Source organism: Alkalibacterium sp. m-11, from assembly GCF_054658155.1.
In genome coordinates this window covers 1-25,893 of sequence record NZ_BAAGIR010000020.1, presented here as the reverse complement: position 1 = coordinate 25,893, position 25,893 = coordinate 1, and the positions used below count along the sequence as shown (strand labels likewise).

The 25,893-nt window shown below is 36.3% G+C and carries 21 protein-coding genes and 1 pseudogene; 19 read left to right on the top strand and 3 right to left on the bottom strand.

From position 1 onward, the window contains the following. Positions 1 to 426: 426 nt before the first annotated feature. Positions 427 to 1,182 carry a type I methionyl aminopeptidase gene (gene map, locus ACYQ2O_RS03955; protein WP_346024274.1) on the top strand — a complete coding sequence of 252 codons (756 nt, stop codon included), beginning with the start codon at positions 427 to 429 and terminating at the stop codon, positions 1,180 to 1,182. A gap of 27 nt (positions 1,183 to 1,209) precedes the next feature. Beyond that, the gene (locus tag ACYQ2O_RS03950; RefSeq protein WP_346024273.1) at positions 1,210 to 1,374 is read left to right on the top strand and encodes a hypothetical protein; all 165 of its coding nucleotides are present in this window, start codon (positions 1,210 to 1,212) and stop codon (positions 1,372 to 1,374) included. Between the two features lie 227 nt (positions 1,375 to 1,601). On the opposite strand, the gene ACYQ2O_RS03945 is transcribed toward ACYQ2O_RS03950, so the two are convergent. Beyond that, a complete protein-coding gene (locus ACYQ2O_RS03945) occupies positions 1,602 to 2,768 on the bottom strand; it encodes an RNA-guided endonuclease InsQ/TnpB family protein (RefSeq protein ID WP_346024272.1) in 1,167 nt (388 codons plus the stop codon). Between the two features lie 148 nt (positions 2,769 to 2,916). Here ACYQ2O_RS03945 and ACYQ2O_RS03940 point away from each other — a divergent pair, with 148 nt between their 5' ends. The 4 genes from ACYQ2O_RS03940 (at position 2,917) to ACYQ2O_RS03925 (ending at position 7,530) form a co-directional block, all read left to right on the top strand. Beyond that, positions 2,917 to 3,459 carry a DJ-1/PfpI family protein gene (locus ACYQ2O_RS03940; protein WP_459796037.1) on the top strand — a complete coding sequence of 181 codons (543 nt, stop codon included), beginning with the start codon at positions 2,917 to 2,919 and terminating at the stop codon, positions 3,457 to 3,459. A 413-nt stretch (positions 3,460 to 3,872) separates the two neighbouring features. Beyond that, positions 3,873 to 4,799 carry an aminoglycoside phosphotransferase family protein gene (locus ACYQ2O_RS03935; protein ID WP_346024270.1) on the top strand — a complete coding sequence of 309 codons (927 nt, stop codon included), beginning with the start codon at positions 3,873 to 3,875 and terminating at the stop codon, positions 4,797 to 4,799. A 567-nt stretch (positions 4,800 to 5,366) separates the two neighbouring features. Further along, positions 5,367 to 6,242: a YihY/virulence factor BrkB family protein gene (locus ACYQ2O_RS03930; RefSeq protein WP_346024269.1), complete on the top strand. Its 876-nt coding sequence runs from the start codon at positions 5,367 to 5,369 to the stop codon at positions 6,240 to 6,242. A gap of 316 nt (positions 6,243 to 6,558) precedes the next feature. Next, positions 6,559 to 7,530 carry an acyltransferase gene (locus tag ACYQ2O_RS03925; RefSeq protein WP_346024268.1) on the top strand — a complete coding sequence of 324 codons (972 nt, stop codon included), beginning with the start codon at positions 6,559 to 6,561 and terminating at the stop codon, positions 7,528 to 7,530. 114 nt (positions 7,531 to 7,644) lie between these two features. Here ACYQ2O_RS03925 and galE read toward each other — a convergent pair whose 3' ends face one another. Next, a complete protein-coding gene (gene galE, locus ACYQ2O_RS03920; protein ID WP_459796034.1) occupies positions 7,645 to 8,658 on the bottom strand; it encodes a UDP-glucose 4-epimerase GalE in 1,014 nt (337 codons plus the stop codon). Between the two features lie 835 nt (positions 8,659 to 9,493). Here galE and ACYQ2O_RS03915 point away from each other — a divergent pair. From ACYQ2O_RS03915 to ACYQ2O_RS03855, 13 genes are all read left to right on the top strand, one after another. After that, a complete protein-coding gene (locus ACYQ2O_RS03915) occupies positions 9,494 to 10,546 on the top strand; it encodes a glycosyltransferase family 2 protein (RefSeq protein WP_459796032.1) in 1,053 nt (350 codons plus the stop codon). Positions 10,547 to 10,593: 47 nt separating this feature from the next. Beyond that, entirely contained in the window at positions 10,594 to 12,027 is a 1,434-nt protein-coding gene (locus ACYQ2O_RS03910; RefSeq protein WP_346024586.1) for a lipopolysaccharide biosynthesis protein, read from the top strand. 16 nt (positions 12,028 to 12,043) lie between these two features. Beyond that, a complete protein-coding gene (locus ACYQ2O_RS03905; RefSeq protein WP_346024587.1) occupies positions 12,044 to 12,973 on the top strand; it encodes a glycosyltransferase family 2 protein in 930 nt (309 codons plus the stop codon). A 120-nt stretch (positions 12,974 to 13,093) separates the two neighbouring features. Further along, positions 13,094 to 14,206 (top strand): non-hydrolyzing UDP-N-acetylglucosamine 2-epimerase, encoded by a 1,113-nt coding sequence (gene wecB, locus ACYQ2O_RS03900; RefSeq protein ID WP_346024588.1) that lies wholly within the window; start codon positions 13,094 to 13,096, stop codon positions 14,204 to 14,206. A 28-nt stretch (positions 14,207 to 14,234) separates the two neighbouring features. After that, on the top strand, positions 14,235 to 15,470 hold the full coding sequence (locus ACYQ2O_RS03895; protein WP_459796030.1) for a hypothetical protein: 1,236 nt from the start codon (positions 14,235 to 14,237) through the stop codon (positions 15,468 to 15,470). Beyond that, complete coding sequence (locus ACYQ2O_RS03890; protein WP_346024590.1) at positions 15,448 to 16,839, top strand: sugar transferase; 1,392 nt, start codon at positions 15,448 to 15,450, stop codon at positions 16,837 to 16,839. Before ACYQ2O_RS03895 ends, ACYQ2O_RS03890 begins: the two co-directional genes overlap by 23 nt. A gap of 32 nt (positions 16,840 to 16,871) precedes the next feature. Then, on the top strand, positions 16,872 to 17,624 hold the full coding sequence (locus tag ACYQ2O_RS03885) for a glycosyltransferase family 2 protein (RefSeq protein WP_346024591.1): 753 nt from the start codon (positions 16,872 to 16,874) through the stop codon (positions 17,622 to 17,624). Positions 17,625 to 17,642: 18 nt separating this feature from the next. After that, positions 17,643 to 18,764, top strand: coding sequence for a glycosyltransferase family 4 protein (locus ACYQ2O_RS03880; protein ID WP_346024592.1), 1,122 nt, complete (start codon positions 17,643 to 17,645; stop codon positions 18,762 to 18,764). Positions 18,765 to 18,781: 17 nt separating this feature from the next. Beyond that, a complete protein-coding gene (locus ACYQ2O_RS03875; protein WP_346024593.1) occupies positions 18,782 to 19,942 on the top strand; it encodes a glycosyltransferase in 1,161 nt (386 codons plus the stop codon). A 26-nt stretch (positions 19,943 to 19,968) separates the two neighbouring features. After that, complete coding sequence (locus ACYQ2O_RS03870; protein WP_346024594.1) at positions 19,969 to 21,387, top strand: asparagine synthetase B family protein; 1,419 nt, start codon at positions 19,969 to 19,971, stop codon at positions 21,385 to 21,387. Positions 21,388 to 21,427: 40 nt separating this feature from the next. Beyond that, on the top strand, positions 21,428 to 22,780 hold the full coding sequence (locus tag ACYQ2O_RS03865; RefSeq protein WP_346024595.1) for an MATE family efflux transporter: 1,353 nt from the start codon (positions 21,428 to 21,430) through the stop codon (positions 22,778 to 22,780). A 14-nt stretch (positions 22,781 to 22,794) separates the two neighbouring features. Next, positions 22,795 to 23,808, top strand: coding sequence for a YveK family protein (locus ACYQ2O_RS03860; RefSeq protein ID WP_346024596.1), 1,014 nt, complete (start codon positions 22,795 to 22,797; stop codon positions 23,806 to 23,808). A 23-nt stretch (positions 23,809 to 23,831) separates the two neighbouring features. Further along, the gene (locus ACYQ2O_RS03855; RefSeq protein ID WP_346024597.1) at positions 23,832 to 25,163 is read left to right on the top strand and encodes an O-antigen ligase family protein; all 1,332 of its coding nucleotides are present in this window, start codon (positions 23,832 to 23,834) and stop codon (positions 25,161 to 25,163) included. Positions 25,164 to 25,273: 110 nt separating this feature from the next. Here the strand turns inward: ACYQ2O_RS03855 and ACYQ2O_RS03850 are convergent. Beyond that, a pseudogene (locus ACYQ2O_RS03850) lies at positions 25,274 to 25,723 on the bottom strand (ATP-binding protein); the annotation flags it as partial. Positions 25,724 to 25,893: the final 170 nt, after the last annotated feature.

Below are 25,893 nucleotides of genomic sequence, written 5' to 3'. Positions count from 1 at the left end.
GGGACTGCCTTTTGAGCCTACCCATATCCGATTCCTCTGTCTGCATGAAACCTGTGCAGACAAGAATGGAGTTCGTAGGAAGCCCCCACTTCAAAATCCGGAGGATTTAAGTGGTGGGTAGTTCACTTATATCACTCCGTCAACGGAAAGGCTAGAGAAATGTATACTTAATTTTAAAATAAAAAGAAGACAAACCAAGCAGGCACTTATCTCAATGTACGCTCTCATCCCACGATTAAAACCGTGGGCTTTCACGCTTGATAGTTCTGTAAGCCTGCCGACCAGCGGGCTTTTTCTTTTATCAATTATGACGTATGACAATATAGAGTAATCAAGCTGCGCACTGATTTAGAGAAAAAGGTTTTGTCAGAAGCGGTTTTTCGCTATACTAATAGAGATAATAGTTAAGAATAGGAGAATGTGGTCGTGATTACCTTGAAATCACCTAGAGAAATAGAAGCAATGGATAAAGCAGGGGATGTTCTTGCAGCTATCCACGAATCATTGCGCGATTTTATCAAACCGGGCATTACTGGTATGGATATTGAAGAATACGTTGAAAAATTGATGAAGCAGCATGGTGCGACCCCTGAGCAGAAAGGCTATCAGGGTTATGAATATGCAACATGTGTCAGTGTAAATGATGAAATTTGTCACGGATTCCCCAGAAATGAAAAGCTGAACCAAGGTGACTTGATCAAAGTGGATATGGTAATCAATCTAAATGGTGCGCTAGCAGATTCATGCTGGAGTTACAGCGTGGGTGAACCCACTGATGAGATTCAGAAACTGATGGATGTCACGAAAGAGGCTCTTTATAAAGGCATTGAAGCGGCTCAGTTGGGGAATCGCATTGGTGACATCGGTCATGCGATCCAGACCTACGTTGAAGCGGAAGGCTTTTCTGTCGTTCGTGAATTTATCGGACATGGAATTGGACCGACTCTTCACGAAAAACCAAGTGTTCCACATTACGGTGAAGCTGGGAAAGGGTCGCGTCTGAAAGAAGGGCTGGTCATCACGATCGAACCGATGGTAAATACAGGCACATGGCGCTCCAAAATGGACGATAATGGCTGGACTGCACGTACTCAAGATGGTGGATTGAGCTGTCAATATGAACATACGATTGCCATCACCAAAGAAGGGCCTCGGATATTAACTAAGCAGCAAGGCGAATAAACTCCCACTTAAGAGGAGGTGATCAGCATGGCGACAAAAAGGTTTCATTATCAAAAAGGTGAACACGAAGTGGATTTCAGTGTGGAATACCGTATGCCGACAAAACAGGAATTTCTTGGAATTGCCGGTATAATCAGTATCGTATCTGGAGTGTGCCTGCTTCTTAAAGCCTTTATACTGAAGGATGAGTGAAATGAGCCCATATACTGTAGGGATATTACTGTTTGATGATGTGGAAGTCCTGGATTTTGCCGGACCTTGTCAATGACCCGGCACTAAAGTACCGGGCTTGTAACTCTAAGCGCAATAGTACAAAACGCTTGATTCCAAGCTCCTATTTTAGGTTACTTCTCGTAAAGGACTACCCTTTACCCGCAGATTGACTTCTACGGCAATACACAGAATATATCATGTGTACCTTAATTTATTTCGACTTTCGTATAGCAGGGACGTTTGGTTCCGGATATCCACTCTGTTCCTAATTGCTGAATATTTATGGCAGCTACTCGGTCATCGTTTGATTTATAGGCACAATTTTTACAAAAGAAAGCATGTTCCCTGCTCAAGCGATTTTCCTTGTCTATAGTCCCGCATTTTGGACAGCGCTGGCTCGTATAGTGGGCATCCACTTTCAAGACTTCCGATTGATTCATTCGGGACTTGTAAGCTAAGTGTTGCTCAAACTGATAGAAAGCCCAACTGACTGCTTCATATCGACTGTCCTTGTGGTGTTTTTCCGTCGCAAATCGAACATCGGTTAAATCTTCTAAAACGAAAAGGGTGTTCGGTCCATAGTAATCAACGAGTGCCTTCGATAATCGATGATTCACATCGGTCATCCAACGGTTCTCTCGTTGACCTATTTTTCGAATTCTTCGTTTAGCGGATTTGGTGTTCTTTTTCTGCAATGACTGTCGAAGCTTCTTGAAGTGGCGACGCTTGGCTAATATTTCTTTTCCATTTATAAAATGACTGTTTCCTTTTTCGTCGAAAGTAGTTGCCAAGAAGCGCAAGCCTCTGTCGATGCCGACGACATGCTGAACCTTTTCTTTTTGGAACTCAGGGTATTCTTTGGTGGCAGAAATATAAAGGAACCATCTGCCGTTCTTGGTGATTAGTTTCGCTTCTCCCAATTTATGTCCTTCAAGAAAATGTTCACGATTTTTAAAAGTAATATCAACTTTTTCACGCTTATTGTTTGTATTGATGGAGACTTGACCTGTTTTCAAGAAACTATAATCACGGTCGCGAGTCAAAGTAAGCTGAGGCGTCTTAAAATTCAATGGGTACCACAAGTGCTCTAATTGACCACCCTTACTTTTGAGTTGCGTTTCGACTGCCTTGTAGCGTGCAATAACATCACGAATCGCATTTTGCGTAAGTTGGGATTTTAGACTAAACGTCTCACGAACTGTATGATAGATTTCTTTGTGAATACTAAATTGCTTCAAGTTAAAGTTGTGGTTAAAAATCCATTCGGAAACAAAATTCAAAGCTCTGGTATACGTATTCATCGTATCTTTAAAGGTTTGAACTTGTTTTTCATCCGGAAAGATTTGTTGTTTAGCAGTAAGTGTAATATCCATATCCCAAAACCTCCTTTCACTAAATACATTATATCATAATTAATAGTGAAAAGTTAACAGAAAGGACTTCTATAGTGAAAAAAATCTAAAGAATTGAGTTTCACAAACCCACCAATTCCTCTCGGCACTAAAGTACCGAGTTTCCTTGGTGGTGAAACTAGATGAAGTCTTTTCTGTTACAGAAGACGAGCAGGCAGTCAAAGGGTTCAAAGTGGTAACAATTTCCGAAACTGGAGACATGATCCGTGCCAGAAACGGCCTGAAAGTCGAACCGGATTATCACTTCAACAATCATCCTGAACTGGACGTGCTGGTGGTCCCCGGTGGATACGGAGCCAGGGAAGTTGAAAGAAAGAATGAAGTAGTGGTCGACTGGGTCAGAAATCAGGATGAGGTCGTCGAGAAGATGACGTCGGTCTGTACCGGTTCATTCATCCTGGCTGAGGCTGGACTGCTTGAAGGAAAGCGGGCAACGACTCACTGGACAGCACTGGACCGTATGGAAAAGGCGTACCCATCTGTCGATGTCAAACGTGAAGTCAAATTTGTGGACGAAGGCCACCTGATCACCTCAGCCGGTATTTCAGCCGGAATCGAAATGGCTTTGCACGTAGTAGCCGTGCTCTATGGTAAAGAAACCGCTGCTCATACAGCTAAACACATGGAATATGACTGGCAGACAGGCTACTGATTCCTGATTGCCTGTCGGAGACAACGAACGAGTGTGGAGCCGTGCGACAGATGATAAATAAGGAGCACATGCGCTGCGACTAGAGGACGATGTGTCCGAAAGAGGCAGGCATGTGCTCTTTTTCGTAGGTTTTTAGAACGGGAATGGACCATATCTCAGGATTTGCACCATTCGACAGAATATATTCTTGCGGAATGAACAATATATTTAGGTATGGTACATTCGCCTGTTAATAACGAAGACGAATGTACCATAAATCAGTTTATGACCCATTCAGCACCTCAAAATGACTCGACCAGATGGTTCAAATAACAATTCGTTGTGAATAATGATCTTTAAAAGAGCAATAATGGTCGCCATTCTACAGAATGGCGTTCCTTATTAAATAAAACATCCGATACGGAGGATAAGCGATGCATCAGATCAGTGAACAGACAATACAGTGGATTGAAGCGTCTATCGACGGAGAATTATTAGAATACGAGCCGCTTATGGGAGGCATGTCGTCCGATCTGACCCTTTTAAAAGTCAAAGTGAGTGATGGCGTAATGGAAATGGTGCTGAGAGAATATACTGATGAAAAGTGGCTGGAAATGGAACCGGACATCGCATTTAAGGAAGCGGAAAATTTAACTCATGCCGAAAAACTGACTGTAACGATGCCGGTTCTCATTGCGACCGATCCTACCGCAGAACAAACGACGTGGCCAAGTCTGCTTATGTCAAAAGTAGAAGGGGAGGTTATTTTAAATAGAAATTACACCGAAGACTGGATAGGTGAACTGGCAGAAGCTCTATACCTTATCAATCAGGCGACACATATCATTTGTTCGTCCAGCTATTTCCGTTATTTCGACCCGACTATTCCTGTACAGGCTAAGTGGTCAGCAAGTCCTGAAAACTGGCAGACTATGATGAGTTATCTCTCAGAGACACCAGCTCCTGAAACGGTGTCTACCTTTATTCATAGAGATTTTCATCCAACTAATGTGCTGTTCACAAACAACAAAGTATCCGCGGTCGTAGACTGGCCGAACGCCTGCATGGGACCGAGACAAGTCGATATCGGTCACTGCCGGTGGAATCTGGCTATGCTGTACGGTCAGGATGCGGCGGATGACTTTCTAAAGGCATACAGAAAAAAAGATCCAGATCTGGCGTATCCACCATACTGGGACCTCGAAATGCTGAGCAATGTCTTTGTGGAAGATAAGTCTGAAGTTTACGGGGGATGGCTGGCTTATGAAAGGACAGATCTCACAGAAGCACTGATGATCGAGCGGATGGACAGCTTTCTTCAGAATGCGTTGGACCGGCTGGAGTGTGAGTCTAATGAGTAGTGTTTATTACTCAAACACCATTAAAGGTATCAACATAATAGAGTTTGAATAGAACTGGGCTTCTGAACTTCACTATTTCTGAAAAAAGTGAAGTTTAATAAACTCTTACGGAGCTAAACTCTACTGGTCTATAATTGACTCCAGTTCAGCAGTCTGCTCTAATGTTAAACTCAATTCTATAAGCATAATAGTCGAGTTCAGCACATAAATCTGCCCTGAACTCGACTTTAACAATCACTTATTAAGAATGCTTATAAAGCATGTACGGAAGCAGTCTCCTTAATATGTAATCGTACTAGATTTGTTGTATTTAGCAATGAGTCATTGAGCAAAATTTAGAAGTTTTTTTAACTAGTCTGAGAATAACAAATTGTACAGCTCTTTTAAAAGAATAACCTCTAAGCTTGGGAATACACACCTGAGCTGACATTGTATATGGCATAAGAGGTTATATTCTGGTAAGCTTGTCGAGGACGTTCATTCACTGATTAAATAGAACTGTTCATGTAATAAAGTGAAATCACAACCTTACATAGCAAGCAACGAGCACAGAAGGGAATATGTTACATGCGTCTCGAAAATTTATTAGACCGCCTACCTAAAAGGGACTGGGCCAAAAACATCACGAACCGGGTAAGGGAAGGCGAAATTTGGCAGCACTCTGCCTTTGTCACATACTACGTCCTGCTTACTACTTTTCCTCTCATCGTAGGCATTATCAACTGGCTTCAACAGCTGCAGCTGGAACTGACGGGTCTTGCCTGGTTCGTCTATCGTATAGCCCCCCAGCCATTAGCGGAACAGATTGTTAAGGACATGATTCAGATTTATGACAGCTCAAATGTCGGAGTTCTTTTAGTTGCGACAGTTTCGACCATCTGGACAGTAAGCTGGACCATGGCTTCGACACTGATGGGGCTGAACCGGGCTTATGGTGTTAAGAACAGACACAACATTGTCGTATTGAGAGTCCTGGCTTTCTTTCTGACGACGGCCTTCGCGGTTTGGATCGCTTTTGTCGTATTCTTTATCCAACAATCGACCGGAACAACTGCCGGAAGGTGGACAGTATTTGTACCGCTCGCTTTTCTCACGTTCTGCTTCCTATACTACTTTGTACCAAATGTCGTTCAAAGATTCAGGAATGTCATACCCGGCGCGCTGTTTTCTACAGCTGCGTTACTGATTGCAATAATCAGTTACCGGCTCTTTGTTAATCAGTTGCCGGAAGACTCAACTTTCTTTACTCTTACAGGAAGTTTTATGGTGCTTCTGGCGTTACTTCAGAAACTTTCGCTGGCCATTCTAGCTGGTGGATCCGTTAATGCGACCTTCATGCAAATGCAGGAAGGTGTTGTTGTATCTAAAAACGAGAAAAGTAAATTCGTTATTTTTCTAAAGAAGATAGGATTAGATCGACTGCTTGAAAGTGATAAACATTAAAACATAGTTGAACTGAAAAATTTAGTGAGAGAAGGCGATGGCCTTCTCTTTTTTGTTAGCACTTAGTCTACGAATCAGATTAACTGCTACAGTGCCTATATCAAGCAGAATTATCTGCACAATGAAATCCGTGATAGTTTCCCTGTGGTGTTTAAGAACGAAGATGCAAAAAAAGTCTATTTAGTAATCCTAACCTACTAGCCGGCAATAAGTTCTCTCCAATTAATAGAGCTGTCTGGCCTTTACGAATTGAGGCAATAAAATTGCTATTTCTAACCTACTGAGTATACTTTTCTATGAAGGAGAGAAATGCATTATGACAACAAGAAATAACGCCATCGATGTGTTGAAGGCTCTTGCGATCGTATCGGTCATCCTGATCCACGCCCTACCTGACAGCACACTCTATACTATACTCGCGCCTTACTATATCTGGCAGACCGTCCCAGTGTTCATTATTCTGTTTGGATACAACTCAGCTCAGTCATTTATAAGAAAAGGCTACAGCACACTGAAAGACATTATGACACTAGACTATATAATGAATAAAGTTAAACGTCTGCTGCTACCGTTCGGATTTATCTGGCTTTTACAAATCATTGTCCAGCTCACTTACTTTGACCGGGATCCATCGCTGGATCTATTATTTTCTTTTGTAAAAGGGGGGTATGGGCCGGGTAGCTACTTTATTCCAATGATCTTGCAGGCGTCACTCCTAGTTCCTATCATTTATAGTGTGATGCGTGTTCATCCGACAAAATGGATGATTGCACTGTTCTTCATCAGCCTCGTGGTAGAATTAGCTGCTTACCAGCTAGATATCACCGGAGGTCTCTATAGACTTCTAATCATCAGGCATATCTTTTCACTGACATTAGGGGTATGGCTTGGCCTTCTTAAAGATAAAATCAAACTTAAATGGTTGATCGGACCTGCGTTCTTTAGTTTCATCTACATCACAGCCGTGCATTATTTTAACTGGGAAATGATCATCGAAGAGTACTGGCATAGTCAGCATGCACCGTCCTACTTTTACGTGCTGCTTCTGGTGATGCTGGGGATGAAGGGGTTAAACGTTAATGGTGATTTCATATTATCCCGTCTGTTCATTTTGACTGGCCGGGCATCCTACCACATCTTTCTTGTGCAGATGTTTTACTTCTGGCTGATTCACGATCAGTTGACTAATCTACCAACAGCAATCACTTTAATTCTGGCGCTCATCGTGCCGATTATTACTGGATTGGGATACTATCTACTGAATGAAAGAATAGGTTCCAAGCCGTGAAAACTGGCGTTGATCCATGATCGAACTACAAATAAAAACCGCCTGATACTGCTCACGTTCTTTCTCACTACGTAAGAAGGGAGAGCCGTATCAGGCGGTTCTTTTCATTATATATTAATCCATATACCCGTTCGGATTCGTCTTCTGCCAGTTCCAGGAATCGCGGCACATGTCTTCGATGCCGAATGAGGCTTCCCAGCCGAGGGTTTCCTTAGCTTTCGAAACGTCAGCGTAACTCGTACCGATATCCCCAGGACGACGGTCGACCAGTTCATATGGAATTTCAACATTGTTGGCTTTTTCAAAGGCATTGACGACGTCCAGAACGGAATAGCCTTTTCCTGTACCCAAATTGTAGGCATCGACGCCAGTGGTCTGAAGGACTTTTTCAAGCGCTCGAATATGGCCTTTCGCCAAGTCGATGACGTGGATGTAATCACGGACACCAGTCCCGTCATGCGTATCGTAGTCAGATCCGAATACTGACAATTTCTCGCGTTTCCCGACAGCGACCTGGGTGATATAAGGCATCAGGTTATTTGGAATGTCATTAGGGTCCTCACCGATTTTACCGGAAGGATGTGCACCGATCGGATTGAAGTAGCGAAGCAGGGCAGCGCTCCAGTCTTCGTCAGCTACGTACTGATCCTGAATAAACTGCTCGATGAACATCTTGGTTGTACCGTAAGGATTTGTCGTAGACAATGGCATATCCTCTGTAAATGGAGCCTTATTTGTCATGCCGTATACAGTTGCGCTTGATGAGAAGACCATCTTTTTGACATTGTATTCATTCATCAGCTGCATTAATACGATCGTGCCATTCAAGTTGTTGTCGTAATACTTAAGCGGCTGAGCAACGGATTCACCTACCGCCTTGTAGCCTGCGAAATGAATGACCGCTTCCAAGTCATGAGCTTCAAAGACTTCTTTCAGCGCACCTTTATTTGTAATGTTGACTTCGTGGAAGACAGGGCGTGTTCCTGAAATCTCCTCGATGCGGTCAATAACTGCCGGTTTAGAATTGGAATAATCGTCTACAACGACCACCTCATATCCTTCATTGATCAGTTCGATCACCGTGTGACTGCCAATATACCCGGCACCGCCCGTAACTAGAATTGCCATAGTTATTCGCTCCTTTTAATTGAATAGTTAAGTTTAGTAAAGTTTACCTCTTTGTTTACTCGTGTCTATTGTACCATACCCCACGACCAGAACGCACTTGATTTCAGCAATTCTGAATAATGAAAATCTGGCCACGCCAGATTATTCACCATTTAAATAGAACAAGTGAAGTTCAGACGTCACCTGTCTTCTAAACTCCATCCTATCGCCTGCATAATGTAGTTTAGCATCCAAATTCGACACTGAACTACATTCACTTAGAAATGACGAGAGTTCAGTGCTGAAAGTTAGAACTGAACTTCATTCTCCATCATCGAAAATGCAGTTGAGCAGAAAATTCAGCCCTAAACTAGACTTGGTACGCAGCAATAGACTAAAACCTTAAGATGAAAATCTGGCCCTGCCAGATTACACCCCATGAGAATCTTTAAGCTGCAGTTCAGTGGACAATTAAAGTCTGAACTGTATTTTAGCCTATACAGAATTCAGTTCATGCTCCAAAAAAGGAGCTGAACTAAACTCGATTCGTATCCGATGCAGTTCAGCGCGCATAGTAAAGTCTGAACTGCATTCTACTCCGTCCAGAATGCAGTTCATCACTCAGAAAACCCGTGAACTCCATTCATCAAAAAAGCAAACCCAAAAAGATTAAAATGAACATTTGGCAAGCCAAATCACCCTGAACCAACATAATAAGTCAAAAGCTAAAAGATTATTAAGAGTTAATGAAAAATATGTGAAAGCTTGATCCTTATGGTATAATATCTCAAGATTGCTTTAATCAGAGCACTAGCAACCTTGTATTCAAAACTACCTTATGAAAGGGCGCCATCTTATGTTCGATGTTTCCATTATTATGCCGGTGTACAATGTAGCAGAGCATTTGCCTCGCGCGATTGAATCGGCTTTAGCCCAAAAAAAAGTCATCGGTGAAATCATTCTGGTGAACGACGGATCGACAGACGGATCCAAAGAGATCTGTGAAGCCTATGCAGAAAAAGAGCCGCTCCTGATCACCGTCATCAATCAAGAGAACCAGGGATCTGGTCCGGCACGAAATGCAGGGATGAAGCAGGCCAGCGGGAAGTTCATCTACTTCGCTGATCCAGACGATTATTTCAGTGACCGACTGCTTGCAGATAATCTGGCGCTCGTCAAACAACGTGAAACAGACATTATCGTCTTCGGCTACACTCAGGAAAAAGCAGGCAGACTCGACACACGTGAAGTCAGACTGCCGAGACTGCCGCAGATGGATACGCAGAAAGATTTCCGTAAGCATTTCAGGAACTTCTATCATTTCTCGCCGTATGCTTTATGGAATAAGCTGTACCGTAAGGAATTTCTAACAAAGAATAATATTAAGTTCACTAATCAGCGAATGGGACAGGACGCGCTCTTCAACATTGAAGTCTACAAGCATCTTGAATCTGTGACCATTAATCGCCGGGCCTACTATCATTATGTCACTCATCAGGGATCCGCAGTGAACCGCTACCGAGAAGACCGGTTCGATCTTGAGCTGAACATTGCAAAATCTTTCGAGTCACTCATTATAGAATGGGAAGAAGCGGAAGAGTTTAAGGATCTGATTGCGGAAGAGTATTTCAATGTCATTTATCTTGAAACTGCTAACCTTGTTCATCCGGACTGTCCGTTTACAACTGAAGAGAAAGTGGACCGGCTGACTGAATTGTGGAACGATATAGGCAAGAACAAAATCGTTCCCGGAAAGAAAGACGAGAAGAATCCGTTCAGATATGCTTTGCTTTACGAAATGAAGACGGGACACCACCGAAATGCACTCTTCCTGATGAAAACCAGGAATCTGGCTGCGGCCAAGTATACAAAGCCTTTTACTAAAATCAAATCGTTTTTTAGAAACTAATTACTAACAAATCATAATTAACGCGCACAGACAGGAGTTTTTGCACTATGTTCGATCAATTTAAAAGAGGTATCATGTACACGGCAATGGGAAAATACTCCATTGTCATCGTGCAGCTCCTTGTACAAGCCTTTTTAAGACGGTTGCTGGCTCCTAATGAGTACGGAATTGTCTCAGCCGTTAACATATTCCTAGTCTTTTTTCAGTTATTAGCTGACTTTGGAATAGGACCAGCTATTATTCAGAACAAAGATTTAAGTAACAAAGAAGTGAATTCTATATTTTCTTTCAGCCTATACGTAGCGATTGGCCTGAGCATACTCTTTGTTTTCTTAGGTTACCCCATGAGTTTATTCTACGGCAACCCAGTATTTATCCCAATCAGTATGATTCTCGCTATTGCCGTCTTCTTTTACGGTATACTAGTCGTGCCGCAGTCGATACTCCTTCGGGAGAAAAAGTTTAAACTCGTTAACTTAACGACGGTATCAGGTGCGATTGTTTCAGGCATCGTATCGATTATTTTGGCGCTGTTAGGCTACAGCTATTATGCCATTATTATAGGAAATACAGCCAAAGCTTTCACGTTATTCATCGTATTTTATAGTCAAACACATGTTAAAATAGGATGGAAGTTTAGTTGGGCGCCGCTCAAAAAAATATTCGCCTTTTCACGCAACCAGTTCTTATTTAATTTTATTAATTATTTTTCTAGAAACTTAGATAGTTTATTAATCGGAAGATACTTCTCGGCTAGTGCATTGGCTTATTATGACAGTGCCTACCAAGTGTCTCTTTATCCGAACCAAATATTAACCAGTTTAGTGACATCAGTGATTCATCCGATTTTATCCGATTACGAGGATGAGAAAGAACGAATTAAACGGGTCTATTTAAGAATTTCCAACCTACTCGCTACGATTGGACTACCTTTATCGATTTTCTTATTTTTCTCCGCACAGGATGTTTTGTTTTTCCTATTTGGGACACAGTGGGGGAATAGTGTGCCAGTATTCCAGATTTTAGCTTTATCCGTCTGGATTCAAATGATTTTGTCCAGTACAGGCGGGATTTTCCAGTCAGGCAACAGAACGGATCTTTTATTACTGTCCGGTATTCTTTCAACAGTCTTCAATGTCATAGGAATTGTTATTGGTGTCATGCTTGGACAAATCGAATACGTCGCTCTGTTTTTAGTCCTAGCCTTCAGTTTAAACTTTATACAAGCTAACATTTTGCTGATGAAAATCATGTTTAAATCAACTTTATTTGAATTCTTAAGTGTATTGAAAAAACCATTCATCATGGCAGTTATGCAAGCTATTGTCTTTTACTTCTTGCCAGAACTGAACTTCTCTATTTTCATCAACCTTCTAATTAAAGGTAGCTTATTCGTAGTCGTATGGCTAGTAGGACTACTAATGACTGGGGAAATGAAACGACTGCTTACCGAAGTGAAACAAGCTAGAGGACAGAGTTAAGGAAAGGAACTTTTAAATGAATCAGCCATTAGTCAGCATTATTGTTCCAGCCTATAATGTCGAACGTTATATAGAAGAATGCATCGACTCCTTACTGAACCAAAGTTATAAAAATATAGAAATCATTGTTTTGGATGATGCCTCAACTGATGCAACACGTTATTTAATGAGACAATATGAAAGTCACATTCAAATTATCGAAAACGATACGAATCAAGGGCAGGGAGCAAGGCGTAATCAAGGTATAAAGCTTGCTAAAGGCGAGTACATTTATTTTGTAGACTCCGATGACTGGATTGAACCGAATGCCATTGAAAGACTCGTTAAGCAAGCAGAGGCAGAAAAGTTGGATTTGGTTCGTTTTAACGGAGCAGCCTTTTACGAAGGCGGATCGGCTCCAAAAGAAGAAGGGAATTATGATTTTTCTCACGTCTTAAAAGACAAAGCCGTCTATACTGGAGAAGAGCTCTTAGAAAAGAACAGAAAGAGTTACTCTGCTTCACCTTGCTTATACTTAGTAAAAAAGGAAGTCATTGATCAACACAACTTGTTTTTCTTAGAAGGGGTCTTACATGAAGATGAGTACTTTACGACACGCCTCTTTGTCTCTGTTGAAAGTATGTCCTATTTAAATGAAGCTTTATACCACAGACGCTACCGTTTGGCTTCAACTATGACAGAAAATACCGACACACATAAATTAAAATCTTTTGACTCTTATTTAAAAGTGTTTAAAGCATTAGAAATAGAGTATGAAAGTAAAAAAATGAATCCCTTGCAGAAAACATTCATCAAACGACAGTTACTTTCTATATACAACGGTTTGAAAGAAAGTCCTGTACTTCCTGAGAATAAGAGAAAGTTAAGAGGTTTAGAAAGTATTACACTGATAGATAAAGTGTATTTAATCTTGTCTAAAGTAAACCACCGTATAAATAAGAAGTGATGACACCTTTACCGGAAGATAACAATTTTAAGAACTCCTAACGGTAAAGGGTCTTTTTATGGTAGAATGATGCCTGATTAAAATAGAGTGTAAAGAATAACAGAATGGGAGAATAAAGAAATGAGGAAGAAAGTTGCGGTCGTTTTTGGGACTCGACCAGAAGCAATTAAAATGGCCCCCGTCATTCTAGAATTGAATAAACATAAGGACTTCTTCGAGCCAGTAGTTATAGTAACGGCCCAACATAGAGAAATGTTGGATCAAGTTCTTAAGGTATTTTATATCACTCCTGATTATGATTTAAATATAATGAAGAAAAACCAAAGCCTATCGGATATTACCACCGATGTTCTAAAAGGGATAGAAGGTATTTTTAAAAAAGAACAGCCCGATATGGTACTTGTTCATGGGGATACTACAACGAGTTTTTCAGCTGCCTTAGCTGCCTATTATCAGCGTATACCGGTGGGACACGTTGAAGCAGGTCTTCGAACCTATGATCACGATAATCCATTTCCAGAAGAAGGAAATAGACAGTTAATTGATAATTTAGCTGACTTATACTTTGTGCCAACGAAAGCTACAGAACAAAATTTATTATTGGAAAACAAAAAACAGTCAAGAATTGTGGTAACAGGAAATACTGTTATTGATGCAGTACATTATATAAAAAACACTCGAGTTGAACACAGAGTTCTAGATTTAATGAAACATAAATCGGATCAAAAATGGATAGTCCTTACTATGCATCGAAGAGAAAATTATGGCACACCTATGAAAAATGTGTTTAAAGCTGTAGTCGACATAACTGAAAAAAATTCAAATGTAGAGATACTTATGCCGGTACATCTAAGTCCAAAGGTACAAGCTCTAGCCAATGAAGTTCTAGGTAATAATGATAGAATTCATTTAGTAGAACCCCTCGAAGTGGATGTTTTTCATAAAGTAATTGATCAAGCGTATTTAGTATTAACTGATTCAGGAGGCTTACAAGAAGAAGCTCCGACCTTAAACAAGCCAGTTTTAGTCCTTAGAAACAAAACAGAGCGTCCTGAAGGTTTAGAAGCCGGTACACTTAAACTAATCGGCACTGAAACGGATTCAGTCTATGTTCATGTGTCCAATTTGTTGACTGATAAAAAAGAATATATTAGAATGGCCGAGGCATTAAATCCATACGGTGATGGTACGGCTAGTGCAATGATTGTTAAAGCATTAAAAGACTTTATGTAAAAGGGATTAATGAGAGGAAAGGAATACCATGAATATAATTCATATGGTTAAACAATGGGTAAATTACCATGAGGAAAAACAGCATAAATATGGAACGATTGTTTTAGTATTATTAGGGTTAGCTTTTGTATTAGCCGATTGGTCTTTATATTATTTCTCTTTTGCAGAATTTATTATCATGGCAATCCTACCGATTCTTTTTGTTGTTGGTCAATTGAGATTAAGTAAGTGCCAGATTCAAACTATTTCTTTAATAATAGGATTAATAGTTTTTCATGCTTTTTTACGAGATTTTTTAAATATAGAGCCTTATTTTTATCGTACAACACTACAAGCTAGTATTAAGCTAATTTTTTATCTTTTTGTAGTGACATTTTTCTACAATTATATAAAAAGAAATAGCTTTGAAGAAAGATTTTTAATTATAAACAATATATTAGCTATATTAGTGATTACGGTTGGTCTATATATAGTCTTTTCAATATACAATAACCATGAGTACCCATATCGTTTTTTTTGGAGTTTTACTCGAGATGATTATAGAAGCTATTATTTCAGTGGGAATTCTGACTTTATTAGAATGAGAAGTATCTTTTCTGAACCAGCTCACTTAGGGCACTATTTATTAATTGTACTAACTGCTAATTTATCATTTTTCAAAGTAACTTTGAAAAATGTTCCTATTATTATCATATTATGTTTAGGAGTTTTTTTAACATTTAGCTATAGTATGGTCATTACGTTATTCATAATTTTATCTATATTTTTACTCAAAAATAATAATATAGGAAACTTAAACAAGGTGTATCTGCTTATATCTATACTGACTATTTCAGTTGTGCTGTTCATTTTTAGAGACTATATATATGAAACATTCATCCAAAGAACTATTAATATTATTTCTGGCACAGATGGATCAGCTTATATTCGATTAGTTCAAAGTTGGATGTATGTCGAGAGAGACAAATGGTGGATAGGGAATGGCATCAATCATACACCAGTCATTACTAATAACTTTGCCTACATGCTATCTGATTTAGGTTTATTCGGATTAATTCCATTTATTATTCTCAATGTATGGATCTTTAAAAATTCAGTTATACTGGGAACATTGTTTTTAATGCTTAATATCAGTAGAGGCAGTTATTTAGGTCCAAGTTTCTGGTTCTTACTTCTTTTCATTTTAATATATATGAATGGAAAGAAAGATACTGATATAAAAAATGCTAGGAGGTCCCCTCATGAAAAAATCGAGCGGGTTTAATAATACAAAAAAGCTATTTATAGTAATTACTGATGTGGTGTTATTTCATTTGTCTTTCGTACTATCCTTTTTAGTACGTTATGATTGGAACATCCCTCAGTTTAACTACATTGCGTATGAAAGTGCACGACCTTTTATATTTCTCGCATTTATATTTTTAAATATAATGTTTGGAAATTATGTGATGTATAATAAACAAAGAACTGATTTCGTCTACTTGACCATTATAGTACAGTTCTTCATGAGCATTTTAATAATGGCTATGACTTTCTTCGGTAGATTGTTTACTTTTCCGAGAACTATTATATTAATAAGCTTTATCATAAGTAGCGTTTTATTGACTATATGGAGATTGATAGTGTTTCAATTGTATCTTAAAGTTGATGGAACTAAGAATGTGCTGGTGATTGGTGATGAAATAAGCTGTAAAAGAGCTATATTTAATATAAATCAAGCTAAAAATAATCGACATAAGGTTACTGCTGTTGCTTTAGATAATTATTTTGAAAATGTTCAATCTTCGATTAATCATGTTGATATTATTTATATAGCCAAGCATATAGATGAGAAGGTTCGAACAGAAATTTATGAGCTTGTAATTAGGAACAATAAGCAACTATTTCTATCTACTTCTTTTGAGAATTTAGTATTAATAAATCCAAATATTATGAATATTGAAGATGAAAGTATTATTGAAATAAACGAATTCAAAATTTCACCTGAAGAAGACTTGATCAAGCGTATAATAGATTTCTTGATTTCTTTAGCGATGATTATTGTAACATCACCTATTATGATTATTACATCGATCATAATTAAACTTACTTCAAAAGGTCCTATACTATATAAACAAGTTAGAATAACTAAAAATCAAAGAGAGTTTAATATTTTGAAATTCCGAACAATGAGTACAACAGCAGAAAGAGATTCTGGTCCAGTCTTAGCATCAGCAAATGACACACGTGTGACGATGGTAGGTAAGTATTTAAGGTCTTTAAGAATAGACGAACTGCCTCAACTCTTTAACGTACTAAAGGGTGACATGTCTTTAGTTGGGCCAAGACCGGAACGTCCATTTTTCGTAGAACAATTCGTCAATGAAAACAAGTATTATGATCTCAGACACAATATTCGAGCAGGAATTACTGGTTTTGCTCAGGTATACGGTAAGTATGCAAGTGATTTTAACAGTAAACTCAATTTTGATTTATTATATATACAAAAGTATTCATTGCTTTTTGATGTTAAAATAATGCTTCAAACAATTAAAATTTTATTTGATAAAGTTTCTTCACAAGGGGTAGACGAAGAAGAACTAGTGAATTTAAAGACAGAACCTCTTCCTGATGATATCAAGATACTAAAATAATTTAGAATTAATATAAAGAGAGAAGAATTAAAATGACTAAGAACTTAGTTTCAATCATAACTCCTGTCTATAATGCTGAAAAATATTTAGGTGAAACAATAAGCTCAGTATTAGCACAAACGTATAAAAATTTTGAATATATCTTAGTTGATGATTGCTCTACTGATGCTAGTGCAAAAATTATAAATAACTTTGCTCTGAAAGATAATCGCGTTAAGTATGTGAAATTAGAAAGAAACAGTGGAGCTGCTGTAGCGAGAAATACGGGTTTAGAAAAGGCACAAGGAGCTTTTATTGCTTTTATAGATAGTGATGATAAATGGTATAATTCAAAATTAGAAAAACAAGTAAAATTTATGACAAAAAACACTCTGGGGTTTACTTATACTAAATTTGATTTGATAAACGAAGATGGGTCCTTAAAAAAAGCTGATGTACAATTGCCTAAAAAACTAAATTATACCGGGCTCTTAAAAAACACTGCCATTGCATGCAGTACAGTTATGATAGATAAACGTATTATTGGTGAATTTAAAATGCCTCTTGTACGTAAAGGACAGGACACTGCGACGTGGCTAAAAATATTAAGGAGTCACGAATATGCTTACCTACTTGATGACGTTTTAAATCAATATAGAAGTGTACCATCCTCATTATCTAGTAATAGAATACAAGCATTAAAAAGAACATGGAATACCTATAGAAACTTAGAAAATCTACCTTTGCATAAAGCTTTATATTATTTTGGTTTTTATGTGATGAATGCAGTATTAAGAAGAGTTTAGTTCGAAAGGAATGATTTAGTGAAGGTTCTTCATATTAATTCTAATTATTTAACATCTAAATTACATGAAAGTTTACTGGAAAAACTGGAATCAAAAGATATCACTAATACAGTTTTTATGCCAATGAAGTTCGAAAAAAATGAAGAAATTAAATTTGACTCCAAATATAATGTATATAATCCGGTTGCATTTAAGCATATTGATCGATACTTTTTTATGTGGAAGCAAAGGAAAATACTTCATCAATTACTTCAGACTCTAAACCCTAAAGATTATCACATGACCCATGCACATACACTATTTACTGATGGGAATATTGCGTATCAATTAAAATTAAAATATAATGTTCCATACGTAGTCACAGTTAGAGGGTATACGGATTTAGATGGATTTTTTAAATTAAGATTAAATCTTAGGCGCAGAGGCAGAAAGATATTGGAGAATGCTAAACACATTATATTTCTTTCGGAAACTCAAAGGTTAGAACTACTAGAAAAATATATTAACAATACTCGCTTAAAAGAGTATATTTTAAAAAACTCATCCATCATTCCAAACGGAATTGATGAATTTTGGTTTACTAATGAAGGGAATCAAAAAAGTTTAAATACAGATAGCAAGATTAACTTAATATCTGTAGGAGAAGTACAAAAGCGTAAGAATCAATTGACTACTATTAAAGTAGCAGAGCATTTGAAAAATGAATTTGACATGGATGTCACACTCACACTTGTTGGAAAGTTTCGTGATAAAGAGTACGCTAAAGAACTTCAAAAGGACTACGCAATAAAGATAAACTTACATGAATTCGTTCCGATGGAGAATCTTATAGATCTTTATAGGGATAATGATATATTTATATTACCTTCATATCAGGAGACTTTTGGATTAGTTTACCCTGAGGCTATGAGTCAAGGACTACCCATTATTTACACTAAAGACCAAGGCTTTTATAGACAGTTTAAAGAAGGTCATGTCGGATATGGGGTTAACCCTACAGATGTTAGTGGTATTGCTGCTAAAGTAGTGAAAATAATGAAGGAATATGATGAACTATCCCATAATGCTTTGAAGGCATACAAAAAATTTGACTGGAATAATATTTCTAGAGAAATTAAATCTATTTACAAAAATATTTGATATAAGGAAGATGACTAGTGAGACATACACATAAATGTCCTCGGGTACTGCATATAATGAGTGGATATGGCGGAGGAATTTCTGCTTTTATAGCTAATAAAGCTCAAGCTTTTGCAGATCAAGATGTACCATTTGACGTCATCACATTTGATGATACTAGCTCTGATTTCGAACGATTGATTGAAGAGACAGGTGGAAAAGTTTATAAAATAACTAATCCTAAAGAAAAAGGATCAAAATTTTTTTACAATGAAGTAAACAGTATAATGAATAAGTTGCCAGAAGACACTTTAATTCATTCTCATGTTTATGGAATAAAAGCCATTCCTTTTTACCTTATAGCTAAAAAGAATAAACTACACCGGTTCGTTATTCATGCACATACTGCTGCTCCTCAATTAAAAAACAATTTCTTACAAGAGAAATTAAAAAAATGGGTCAATCGCTCGCTTTCAAAAGAGAAACTATCATGTGGTATAAAAGCTTCAATTAATATCTTTGGGGAAAAAGAAGCTTTGAAAAACGACATTGTTCATATACCTAATAGCATTAATTATGAAGAGTTCAGTTATAAAAGAGATAGTAAGCAACTAAAAAAAGACATTTTAGGTATTGATGATAACCGTTTAGTTATAGGTAGCATTGCAAGGTTTAGAGAATTAAAAAATCATAAATTTATGGTAGAAATAATAAAAGATTTGAAAGAGTCAAATATAGATTTTGTATGGTTTTTTGCCGGAGAAGGATTGTTAAAAAACGAAATTGAACAACGTGTTAAAGATTTAAAACTTGAAAAAAATGTTATTTTTTTAGGTTATAGAGATGATATACCGAATCTTTTTGAAATGATGGATATATTTGTATTACCATCATTGAATGAAGGACTACCAACAGTAGTAATAGAAGCTCAAGCTGCTTCTACTACTTCCTTACTATCAGATACTATAACTAAAGAATGTGATTTAGGTTTAGGGTTAGTAAACTACCTTTCCATACAGGATAAAAAGCAATGGGTAGAGAGCATAAAAAGTTTTAGACCTGTTAATATAGAAAGTAGTACTATTGAAAAAAGACTGATTGAAGGAAAGTTTACAAATGATACATCCGCAAGCCTATATAATAAATTTTTAAATAAGGAAGTAAAAAGATATATGATTAAGAGCCTGGAGAAAGAGTAAATGACATGGATAAAAGGAGAAACTAAATGGATAAGCTATATTTAATGTCTAAAAAAAAAAATAATAGTTTTAAGAATATTTTAAAGACGAATGACATTTATCTACATTACAATGATTTGCAAGTCTCACATTTCTTTAACGGTGATTCAAAAATTATTATATTAGGTCATGCAGTACATTGTAAAAATGTAGACTTAGATTTAATCGATATTTGTAAAGAAATGTCTGAAATGAATACTCTCTCCGAAGTAATTGAATACAGTGATTATTTAGTAGGAAGATATATAATAATTAGGAGTTATGAAAATTCTACGCAGATCCTACCAGACGCAACGTGTACCATTCCGGTAAACTTCTATTCCGATGAACAAGATTTATATATTTCGTCTACTACTCATTTAATTGGAAAATTGACTAATACACTTTTGTCTGAAGAATCTCTAGAAATAAAAAGTAAGGCGGAAGAGCAACACCCTCTTCCTTATAATATAACGATGTACAATAATGTTAAGACATTGATTCCAAACCATTTATTAAATGTAAATAAAATGGAGATGTTTAGATATTATCCAAATGAAAAGCAGTCTGAAAAAAGTTTTGATTTTGTTCTAGATGAAACAATAAATGTAATGGACAATCTAACTGAAAGATTTGTGAAAGAGTACAAATTTTCCTTACCTATCACATCGGGTTTAGATAGTAGATTGTTGCTAGCCTTAATGAAAGACCATATGTCTGATATACCGTTATATACTTTTTATGATAAAGGCGATGAAGAGAACTGGGACTTAGTAGTACCAAAACAAATGTCAGAAAAATTAAATTTAGAACACCATGCTATTGAACGTATCCCAATTGAAAAGACCGCTTTAAGTAAACTGACAAAAATTTTAGATCATCAGCAGAATGAAAGAATTCTCGAAAATGGATTTTCATTATCCGAATCCTCTCTATCACATAGGCACTTCTTAGCAGGTGATATAATTCCAATTGTGAAAAGTAACTTTGGGAAAAATTATTCAGAAAAATTGGCGACATTATTTTATTTAAACACTAAAACACATAATTATTCTAAGAATAACAAAAAGCATATAAAAAAGTGGATAAAAGATGCTGAAAATGATTATAATGTGTCTAAATTTGATTTATTTTTCTGGGAGTATAGATTTGGACGTTGGCTGCCTAAAAATGCTAATAATTATGACGTATTTTCAAATCCATTTTATATCTTTAATTGCCGTTATCTAATTAAATTATGGATAAGTATTTCTAGAGAGGAGCGAACTAGTCGTTCTTTTCATAAAGAGATTATTGAAAAAAAATGGCCGGAACTACTTGAATTTCCGTTCAATCCTGGTAACAAACTGGGCAGAATTTTTAGTAAAAATCAATATAGTTATTACGTAGCCAGCTTAGCAAAGTATAATATCAATCGATTTAGATAGTAGAATTAATTACCGTTTTAATCTAAGGGAGATTATAATATTGTTTAAAAATATTTTAAGAGTGACTATAGCTAATATAGCTAATTTTGGAAGTAGTTTTATCGTAGGATTTATATTGCCTGCGGTGTTATCTGTGGCTGCTTATGGTCACTACAAAGAATATACCCTCTATTTAAGCTTTGTTTATTTGTTTAATCTAGGATTTAATGATGGAATATACATTAAATATGGAGGGGTAGATGCGGACAAAGTTAATAGGGAAGAAGTGCATTCTGAGCATAATTTTATCAGGGTGTTTCAGATTATAATCTTTTTACCAATGATTATATATGGACTGATCATGCAAGATTATATTATTGCATTTTTTGCCTGTTCAACACTGTTTATTACTATAAAAACCTATCATCAAAACTTTTCCCAAGCAGTCGGGAATTTCAAAGTGTTTGCGAATGGAAATATTTATAAAAGTATATTTTATGTAGGCTTCCTCTTGTTTGGAATATTTGTATTAAGATCTGAAAACTATCTCGTCTACATATTCATGAGCGTCTTGAGTTTCCTTCTTGTGTTGTTATATTATGAGTACGTATTTTATAAAGAATATGGATTTAGTTCAACTTGGAATTTCAAAAATAAATTTTCAATATTTAAAGTAGGCTTTTTCATCTTAATTGCTAACATGTCTCTAACTTTTGTTGGAAATGTTGGGAGTTTGGTGGTTAATTTTGGTTTTAGCATTGAAGAGTTCGCTCAGTATTCCTTTCAAAGTTCAATTTTAAATGTAATTTTACTCATAGTTAATGCTGTCGGAATGGTCTTTTATAATATAATTTCCAAAAAAGAAGATAGAGATATGTTACGCTTGACAAAGCGTATTTCTATTTTTTTAGGTGTGTTTGGAGGACTAGGTTTCTTTGTATTTAAAGGAATAATAGAATTCTTTCTGACTGACTATATAGACTCTTTATCATTATTATCAGTGACATTTATAGCGATTCCTTATATTATGGTATCTAAAATATTGATTGCCAATCTATATAGATCTCGACGAAGCGAAATGAAATATTTTAAAGACAGTCTCATCTTTGCTGCATCCTCATTTGCTCTAGTTGGACTAGTCTATCTGATCACTCAAAATTTATTAGCTATAGCATTTGCCACTACTTTTTGTTACATTTTTTGGTTTATCTATGCGACTAGGGTAGAATATAGTTACTTAAAAAGTTCTAATAAAGAACTACTTTTATTAGCAAGTCATTTAATTGTGTTTTATATTACTGCAACATCATTTAATATACTATTAGGATTTTTAATTTACTTTGTATATATTGTTTTGGTATCCTTAGCTTTTAATAAAGAATTAAAAGATTTAATCAAATTTGCGAAAAAATAATAGAGGAGTAAATAATGGACATTAAAACATTTATCTTAGAATTATGGGATTTAATAAAAAAAGAAAAATGGTTAATCACATTAATCACAGTCATCATTTCAGTTTTGTCTGTAGCAGTATTGTTTATTATGGAATCTGATTTTCAGAGTACAGAAGAAGGTAATGAAGATGAAGTAATTACTACTCCTGCAAGGTTTGATATTTATTTAGAGCAAGAATTACAAGGTGCTTTCACCAATTCTTATCTTCTTGAAATTATGTTGACTCAAGAAGAAGTTATCCGTGAAATTGAAAATATGACACAAGTAGATATCGTAACAGTTTTAGAAGAATTTGCTGAAGAAAATGATACAATATATACTCCTGAGGACCCCATTAACATCGAAAGAAATACTTCAAGCAATTTAATGGAGATCACTGTTAACATAGGATCAGATGAAGAAAATCTAGCAGTAGCTGATGCTTACACAGAGTGGTTAGGAGACAATGAAGTAGAGTTTTTTAGTAATAAAGATGTCTATATACTTTCATACCCAGCTTTCATTGAAGAGGATGACTTATCTTTGACTGTTGGTCAAATATCTATGCGAAATGTTATAATTCAAGCAATTATGAGCATAGTCATTGGATTTGGTATTGGGATATTTTTAGCTGTATTAAAAGTCTTGCTAAGCAATAAAATTCATTACGGATTTACCTATGGATGGGCAAGCGACGAAATTTATATGAAAGAAGATAGCGGGGCTTCAATTGATAAAGTTGCATTTGATATTCTAAACAGCGACTTTGATTCTCTGGTGGTATTGTCGGAAAATGATTTAGATCAGACTTTAAAGGATAAAATAGTAGAATACGATTCAAAAAATGTAAAAATTGCAAAACAAATTTCAGAGTTACCTATTAGTGAACAGTACAATGAATTTGTGTTTTTAGTTAAGAGAAATGAAACGACTAAAGATTGGTATCATTCCCAAAGAAAAGACTTGAAATTGTATCCTAATGTTAGGGTGAAAATCGTTGAGATATAACGATATGTTGACTGAGGTGTCGTATGAAAAAATTAACTTACTTGCTAGTAGCATCCGTTTTTTTAGGTGCACATATTTTAGCAATTGATATAGGTATTGCGAAGGTTTCAATGTACCGGATTATGTTATTCACTATATTTGGGTTAGGGACACTTCTAATGTTCCAAAATCATTCTATACTTGAAAGTACGTTTCAAAGGCAAAGACTTCAGTACCGTTTTATATATCTATTTTGGCTATTTTCAGCTGTCATCTCGATATTATGGGTTAGCGATATTTCGAGGTGGGTAAACGGTATATTCTTCGTAGGTTGTGGAGTGTTCTCAATCTTCATTATAAGTTCATTTGCTAAAACCGAGAGTGACATTAAACGGTTGTTTCTGATAGTTTTCTTAATGATAGTGTTGCACCAACTTATTGGAATTTATGAAATTGCGACCAATCATTATATGTGGGCAAGGTTAAGTAGCAATCGAGCAGCTCAGTTTGCATCTAGCTGGAGAAGAAGATTACCTTATTCGACTTTTGCCAATATTAATGACTATTCTACAGTCATTTTTGCCATTATACCTTTCTCTTGTATATTCTTTAAGCTTTCCAAAAGTAATTGGCTTAAACTCACAAGCATATTTTCAATTTTAGCAACCATACTCTTATTATATCGAACAGGTTCTAGAGGTAATCAATTAGCTTTCATTGTATTTATACTTACAATTGTTTGTTTAAAAGTATTAAATCGAAGGGTAATCACTTACTTAGTTTATGCTACTTTAACACTAAGTTCAGTAGGAATTATTGTCTTTTTTGCTTTTTCGTCTGTTCGTCAAGCCATATATGGCGAGCTGCAAGCTTTTATCAGCCACGGAGGATCGAATCTCTATAGAATAAATATGATAATAAATGGATTTATTTATGTTATAAAACATTTTGGTCTCGGAGTAGGTGCTGGTAATGTCGAGCATTGGTTAACACATTATCCTGTACTTGAAGTAGATGCACCGAATATTCACAATTGGTTTATGGATATTTTGACAGGGTACGGGTTAATTACATTTATATTATATATCATCATGTATATTTATATTCTCAGACAATTATATGTATCTCATAAATACAGTAAGAATCCTTTTGTAAAAACTGCTTCATTATATTTATTTGCCTATGTAGTGAGTTTCATATTCTCATCTCTATCGTCTGCATCAAATATAATTATAGAATGGCAATGGGTTTATTGGGGTGTCATTATAGCTTATGTGCAGTATACAGAGACAGCTGAGAGTAATATAATATCAGAGAAATGTATGAATCAGGATAGTACAAAAATCCCAAATAAAACAATTCACTCTTTGTACTAATACAATAGACCTTTTGTAAGGTGTCAACCCTGTGTCAAGGGCAGTATAAAATTGTAGTTTTGTGACAGAATAAAAATGTAAGTTTTGGACAGTCTAGTTTAGCTCTTTATTTATGTTTTGCCTTTCATACGATAAGATTTACCGGTAATCTTGAAGACTTTTACATGATGAACGAGGCGATCAAGAATGGCAGCAGCTATTTCAGTGTTTTGAAATAGCTCGCACTACCGAGACAAGATGATATTCGTTGTAATTAATGTAGGTTTCTGTTCGTATCGCATCGTTAAGAGCTGAAAGAAGAGGTTGGCTTCAACCTTCTGAATCGGCAGATACCCTATTTCATCAATGATTAAAAGGTCATACCGAGCGTATCTTCTAAGGATACGATCGACTGTCCCTTTCTCAAATGCAGAGCGTAGACGTAAAAGTAATTCATGACAACTAATAAAGAGCGTGCGGTATCCTTGATGACAAGCCTCAATACCTAAGGCGATAACGAGATGCGTTTTTCCTACACCAGGATTTCCTATGAAAACTAAGTTTTCTTTTTTCTCCATGAAGTGTAGAAAAGCATTCTATACCGATAAAAAAGAGGCGAAAAAAGCAATGTGATCCAGCAGACGTGAATACACTGCTGGATCACATTGCTTTTTTTCTTGTCAAATGTCTCCAGCAAAGGTAAAATAAGGAAACGTATACAAATCTGACAGAAAGAAAGAGAGAAAAGGCG

What these genes read in the sequence shown, in the direction of transcription:
- ACYQ2O_RS03925 (WP_346024268.1), top strand. Translation starts at nt 6,559, where the DNA reads ATGACAACAAGAAATAACGCCATCGATGTGTTGAAGGCTCTTGCGATC.
- ACYQ2O_RS03895 (WP_459796030.1), top strand. Translation starts at nt 14,235, where the DNA reads ATGAATATAATTCATATGGTTAAACAATGGGTAAATTACCATGAGGAA.
- ACYQ2O_RS03915 (WP_459796032.1), top strand. Translation starts at nt 9,494, where the DNA reads ATGTTCGATGTTTCCATTATTATGCCGGTGTACAATGTAGCAGAGCAT.
- ACYQ2O_RS03890 (WP_346024590.1), top strand. Translation starts at nt 15,448, where the DNA reads ATGAAAAAATCGAGCGGGTTTAATAATACAAAAAAGCTATTTATAGTA.
- ACYQ2O_RS03870 (WP_346024594.1), top strand. Translation starts at nt 19,969, where the DNA reads ATGGATAAGCTATATTTAATGTCTAAAAAAAAAAATAATAGTTTTAAG.
- ACYQ2O_RS03950 (WP_346024273.1), top strand. Translation starts at nt 1,210, where the DNA reads ATGGCGACAAAAAGGTTTCATTATCAAAAAGGTGAACACGAAGTGGAT.
- ACYQ2O_RS03935 (WP_346024270.1), top strand. Translation starts at nt 3,873, where the DNA reads ATGCATCAGATCAGTGAACAGACAATACAGTGGATTGAAGCGTCTATC.
- ACYQ2O_RS03855 (WP_346024597.1), top strand. Translation starts at nt 23,832, where the DNA reads ATGAAAAAATTAACTTACTTGCTAGTAGCATCCGTTTTTTTAGGTGCA.
- ACYQ2O_RS03860 (WP_346024596.1), top strand. Translation starts at nt 22,795, where the DNA reads ATGGACATTAAAACATTTATCTTAGAATTATGGGATTTAATAAAAAAA.
- ACYQ2O_RS03945 (WP_346024272.1), bottom strand. Translation starts at nt 2,768, where the DNA reads ATGGATATTACACTTACTGCTAAACAACAAATCTTTCCGGATGAAAAA.
- ACYQ2O_RS03910 (WP_346024586.1), top strand. Translation starts at nt 10,594, where the DNA reads ATGTTCGATCAATTTAAAAGAGGTATCATGTACACGGCAATGGGAAAA.
- ACYQ2O_RS03885 (WP_346024591.1), top strand. Translation starts at nt 16,872, where the DNA reads ATGACTAAGAACTTAGTTTCAATCATAACTCCTGTCTATAATGCTGAA.
- ACYQ2O_RS03905 (WP_346024587.1), top strand. Translation starts at nt 12,044, where the DNA reads ATGAATCAGCCATTAGTCAGCATTATTGTTCCAGCCTATAATGTCGAA.
- galE (WP_459796034.1), bottom strand. Translation starts at nt 8,658, where the DNA reads ATGGCAATTCTAGTTACGGGCGGTGCCGGGTATATTGGCAGTCACACG.
- wecB (WP_346024588.1), top strand. Translation starts at nt 13,094, where the DNA reads ATGAGGAAGAAAGTTGCGGTCGTTTTTGGGACTCGACCAGAAGCAATT.
- ACYQ2O_RS03930 (WP_346024269.1), top strand. Translation starts at nt 5,367, where the DNA reads ATGCGTCTCGAAAATTTATTAGACCGCCTACCTAAAAGGGACTGGGCC.